Raw genomic sequence first — 5,437 nt, 5'->3', positions numbered from 1 at the left:
GGGGACGAGAGCATCGACGGCCTCGTCTTCGGACACCTGCACCTGGGCTTCCACTGGCGCTACCGGGGCTGGGATCTCCTCTGTCTCGGGGACTGGCTGCGCCGCTTCAGCTACGCGCGCCTGGCCGGGGGCGAGCTGCAACTCCTCGACGACGGCGGCCGGCACTACCCTGCCGAGCCGGTCGAGGATCCCGACCGCCCCGCGCGCTGCCGGATCCGCCCTCGCCCGGGGCCGGAGTCCACCGGGACATCGCGCGAGCCGCGCTAGAGGCCCAGGGTCAGACCGAGCCGGTGGGCGCTGCCCAGGTCGTTGCTCACGGCGATGAATGCGTAGTCGAAGGTCACCTGGTGCCAACTCAGGCCCGCCCCTGCGCTCAGGCCCTGCGAGTCGTAGCCGGCCTTGTAGCCGAGGCGCAGGGCGGCCAGTCCCCGGTAATCGTACTCGGCGCCGAAGTGGTGCCGGGCGTTGAGCGACTTGCTCTCGCCGAGCTCGGCGTCGCTCGCGGTGTCGCTGTCGCTGAGCAGCAGCAGGTCGTAAGCGAAGCGCAGATCGCCGCCGGCCGGATGCGCAGGCGCGAGCCAAGCCGCGCCCAGCTTGACCGTGCGCGGGGCATCGAACTGCTCGCTCACGTACTTGAACTTGGGCCCGAAGTGGAGCAGGGCGGCTCCCAGCGTGAGACCGGGGATCTTCGCCTCGTGGCGCAGGCCGCAGTCGACGAGGAAGCCCTTGGCGTTCTCCTCGTAGAGGCGGCTGTAGATCCACTTCAGGCCGAGGCCGACCTGGAGGCCGGGCAGCAGCGTGCGCCCGTAGCCGCCGTGGACGGCGATGTCGAAGGCCGAGAAATGGCCGAGGGGCTCGCTGCTCGGCAGCTCCTCGCGCAGCTCGAGCTCGTCCATGCTCAGGCCGGTGATCCCGAGGCCGAAGGTCCCCAGGCGCGTTGGGTGGGCGAGGCCGGCGAAGTCCTGGCGGACGGAGGCGATCCACTCGTTGTGCATGAGGTGGATCTGGCTGCCCGCGACGGCGGCGAGGCCGGCGGGATTCCAGTAGAGCGCCGTCGCGTCGGCGGCCAGGGCCGTGTAGGCCTCGCCCATTCCGGCCGCCCGCTCGCCCACGCCCAGGCGCAGGAAGAGCAGGCCCGAGGTCCCCGGCTCGTAGGCCAGGGCGGGCAGGGGCAGGGAACTCAGCAGGATCAGGAGCAGGGCAGGGGCGAAGCGGCGCGCGCGCATCCGTCCTCCAGTCGATCGTCTCAGCGCAGAATGGCCAGGCGCCCCGTCACGAGGTCGCCGCCAGCGGCGCGAATGGTGAAAAAGTACACGCCGGGCGCGAGGCCAACAAGCGAGCTCTCGCTCTCCCAGGCGCTGTAGCCGTCGGTGCGGCCGCTGAGCCGCAAGCGCTCCTGGCCCTCCAGATCGTAGAGCGCGATGGCGATGCGCTCGGGCGCCGCGCTGCGCACGCGCCAGGTCACCAGGGCGCCGGCGGGATTCGGGTAGGCGTAGGCCTCGAGCAGGCGGCCCGTTCCCGCTGCCGGGCTGTGCGGCGCGGCTGCGGCGAGGCGCCGCCGACGCCCGGCGTCGCCGCCCCCCTGGCTCCAGGGGACGCCGCCGGCTACCGGATCGTCCGTCTCCAGCTGCCAGATCCGCAGCGCGCTGCCCGTGAGCAGCGTGTCCTCGCCGGCCGTGTTGCCGAGCACGGGCGTGAAACCGCTGAGGCCGCGCAGTTCGAGCAGGCCGTCCGCGTCGAGGTCCGCGAGGACCGGACTGCCGGCCAGGTCGCCGCCCGGGAACTGCGAGGCCAGGCCGGCGGCGAGATCCCCGCGTCCCGCGAAGACCCGTCCGTCGAGGGTCGCGAGCAGCGGCGTGTCCCGCCCGGCGTCATCGCGCCGCAGCAGGAGCCAGCGCGCGGGGTCTGCCCAAAAGCCGGGATCGGGCTCGCTCTGCGCGGGCGCGAGCAGCCAGTCGGCGAAGGCGCTGCCCTCCGGACCGCAGGCGACGAGGCGCCCCGCGCCCGCGGCCAGCGCGGCCAGGGTCCCGTCGCCAGCGAGGGCCGCCGGCAGCAGGGCGAGGGCATCGCCCGAAACCAGCGGGCAGGCGAAGCGGACCCCGCCCTCGCCGGGACCGCCGTAGCGGCCGGCGGGGAACCAGAGCAGGAGCTGGTTCTCGGCCTCCACCAGCAGGTCGTCGACGCCGTCGGCGTCCAGGTCGCCGGCGGCGAGCTGGACGGCGGCGTCGCTGCCGGGGGCGATGGCCAGCTCCGCCGTCGCCGGCCAGCCCGCCATCGCCGCGGGGGGCGTGGCCAGGCTGAGGACGCGCGCGCTGCCGCCTTCGCTGCTGTCGAGGAGGGCGAGCGCGAACTGGGCGAGGGTCGGCGCTGGATGCTCATACCCGCGCTCGGCGGGCGCTACCGTGAGCCGGAGCGCCGGCTCGCCGACGGGCAGCCCACGCAAGGGCTCGTCCCAGGCGCTGTCCCCAATGACCAGCGCCACGCCGGCGCCCGTGAAGACGTGCGTCCGGCAGCGGCTGTAGCCGAGGCTGCCGTCGTCGGGCAAATCCTCGACGACGACGACGACCTGCTCGCCCGCCCGCGGGCTGGGCGACCAGAGAGCCGAGCGGTCGAACAGCAGGGGTGCAGTGGACGCGGCCCCGACGGTGACGAGCGGCGCATCTGGCGCGCCGCCCAGGCTCTCGCCGGTGCCGCGCCAGGCGAAGAGGCGGCCGTCGGTGCACAGGAGCACCAGCTCGGCGAGGCCGTCGCCATCGAGGTCCCCCGCCGCCAGGGGACCGGCCGGCGCGCCGGCGATGGCCGCGACCCGGGCCGGCGCCGCCAGTTCGCCGCTAGGCGCCCTTCCCTGAACATAGAGGAAGAGGGAGTCCGCCGCGCCGCCGGCGCCTGCGGCCAGGAAGGCGAACTCGGGCGCGTCCATGGCATCGGCGAGCAGGTCTGCGGCCAGGGGATCGCCCAGCGGCAGGCGCTCGGCCAGGCGCTCCTCGCTGCGCGGCCAGCCCGCCGATTCCCACTGCAGGGTGAGGTCCATCGCCGGGCCGTGGGCGCCGATGCCGCTCAGGCGCCAGCCCGAATCGGCGCCCTCGGCGCTGCGCGTGGAGGGCAGGCTCGCAGCGTCGATCCCGGTCTGCGTCGCGGCGAGCGCGTTCACCCCCCCCGCGGCGCGGAAGGCGTCGAAGTCGCCGCCGTAGGCGTTCTCGTCGTAGCTGACGGTGGCGAGGTCGGGGTAGCCGTCCGCCTCGAGAAGGGCGACGCCGTAGTGCTCGTTGTAGGCGTTGATCAGGTTGAAGTCGAGCTCGAAGGTCAGCCGCACGAACTCCTCGTCGATGCGCCAGACGAAGAGGCCGCTGCCCGGCGTCTGATCGCTCGCGCTGTACTGGGTCGTGAAGTAGTCGAACTCGGCGTCCAGCAGGGACTCGCCGTTGTCGGGCACGTGATTGCCGTTGGCGTCGGCGAAGGTGAAGCCGCCGCTGCCGTCCGCGTCCTGGTTGCGGTTCTCGATGAGGAAGTACTCGCGCTCGCTGATCGGAAGCTGGAGCAGGCTGCCCGCCGCACCCTGCTCCCAGCTCGGCAGGCTGCGGGCGAGGCCGGCGCCGGTGGCCGCCGCGGGTTCGATGCGCTCGGCCTCCGCCCAGCCGACGAGGCGCCGGTTGAAGGCCGAGGGCGGCCCGGGCACGAAGCCGAGCGCGTTCCAGAGCCCGCTGCTCATGAGGTCGAAGTTGCCGGCGCCCTGGCCGCGCGGCTCGATGAGGTCGTTCAGGCTGACCAGGCCCAGGTAGCTGCCGAGCTGGTGCACGTTGACGCCCAGCGTCCCCAGCACGAAGGGCGGGCTGAGCTGCTCCTCGACTTCGAGTTCGGGCGCAATGCCGAAGTGCTCGAGCACGAAGGCGCCGTCGTTCGTCGGAATGCCGGGCCAGCCCGCGACCGGCGCGTCGGGCAGCGAGTCCGCGAAGGCCTCGCGCAGCGAGGCGAAGTCGAGATAGCCGCTCCAGAGCTGATCGGTCGAGTTGCGCAGGAGGTCCGACTCCTGGCCGGGCCCCGCGTGGATGAAACTGACGAGATCGTAGGCGGAGAAGTCGATGGTCGCGTCCAGGGAGTCGACCGTCTCGGCGGCGAGGCGCCGGGCGCCCTCCTCCCAGCTCAACGCTTCATCGTCGCCATAGTGCGCCATCGCGCCGGAGAGGGTGAGCACGCCGTCGGCCAGGGTCGGCCGCAGCTCGACACGCCCGTCCGAGACCGTGGCGAAGTAGTCGGCCGTGCGGGCCATCGCATTGGCGAACCAGATGGCGCGGGGGGTCACCACCACCGAGTCCGGGAAACCCAGCACGTTCAGGGGATCGAAGGCCTCGCTGTACTCCTGGGCGAAGCCGCGATCCTGGAACGCGACGAGGATGCCCAGCCAGCGCACCGTGGCCCGCTCCCGCGGCGCGGCCTCCCCCGCGAGCAGAGCGCTCAGGCGCGCGCGCTGAGCCTCGCCGAGCGCTCGCGCTGGCGGCGGGCTCGCCGCCGGGTAGCCGGCCAGTCGCGGCGGCGGCACCGGGGCGGCGCCGAGCGGGGAAGCGGACAGGAGCGCAAGGGCCGTCAGCCAGGTCGCCAGCGGGACGGCGAGCGGCAGGCGACGATGCAAGGCGCGCAATGACAACCACCTGACGGCGTGAGGGAGGCAGGGTGGCGGCAGTATAGGGGCCCGCCCCGGCCGTCGTCAAGGCGAGGGGGGACTGCTCAGTGCCGGGCGACGATGCGGAAGGCCTGGGCGCCTTCGCCGCCCGCGGGCCAGGGCGCCGACTCGAGCTGGCCGCCGCAGCCGGCGACGAAGGCCGCCATCCACTCGACGTGCAGAGCGGCCAGCGCCGAGGCGGCGACCGGGGAGAGCGTCCAGTACTTGGCCAGCGGCCGGCCGCGGCGCTGCCAGGCGACGGCCGCGGGAGCGTCCTCGGCGACCTCGATCTCCACGTGGCAGGGCATTCCCTCCAGCCAGTGCTCGCGGAGGCTCGCGTGGATCGCCCGCGCGTCCCCGACGGGGAATCCCGCGCGGAGCGCGGCGCCAGCCTCGCGGCCGTCGGCGCGCAGCGCCTCGGCAAAGGCCGCCTGCGCGGCCTGGCCCCGCTCGCGGGCCAGGGCATAGAGCGCCGCCTCCCCGGCCGCGATCCCGGCAACCATGGCCTCGAGCCCTTCGTGAACGGTCCCGGTGATCAGCGCATCCAGGGGCTGCTCGCTCCAGCCGGCCGGGCGCCCGCCGCTCGCGGCCGCCCAGACCGCCAGCGCGTCCTCGCAACCAGCGGCTGCCAGCGCCGCGGCAAGCCGGCGACCGCGCGCCTCCGCCAGGCGCACCTGACCGAAGAGCCAGTAGTGGATGGGGCCCAGCGCACAGGCCATGGCGAGTCCTCCCGGGCAAGCGTTCGCGGGTCAGCGTAAGCACGGGGCGCTCGGCCCGGGG

General features: G+C 74.1%; 3 protein-coding genes. All 3 read right to left on the bottom strand.

The annotated features are described in order from the left end of the window. Positions 1 to 263 precede the first annotated feature (263 nt). A complete protein-coding gene (locus tag FJ251_13130; protein MBM4118651.1) occupies positions 264 to 1,226 on the bottom strand; it encodes a PorV/PorQ family protein in 963 nt (320 codons plus the stop codon). A 20-nt stretch (positions 1,227 to 1,246) separates the two neighbouring features. After that, a complete protein-coding gene (locus tag FJ251_13125; protein MBM4118650.1) occupies positions 1,247 to 4,636 on the bottom strand; it encodes a T9SS type A sorting domain-containing protein in 3,390 nt (1,129 codons plus the stop codon). Positions 4,637 to 4,722: 86 nt separating this feature from the next. Further along, positions 4,723 to 5,376, bottom strand: a complete 654-nt coding sequence (locus FJ251_13120) for a hypothetical protein (protein ID MBM4118649.1) — start codon at positions 5,374 to 5,376, stop codon at positions 4,723 to 4,725. Positions 5,377 to 5,437: the final 61 nt, after the last annotated feature.

It is taken from the genome of bacterium (assembly GCA_016873475.1).
Lineage (GTDB): Bacteria > Krumholzibacteriota > Krumholzibacteriia > JACNKJ01 > JACNKJ01 > VGXI01.
The sequence above is the reverse complement of the archived record's forward strand: the minus strand, read 5'-3'. Positions and strand labels throughout refer to the sequence as shown.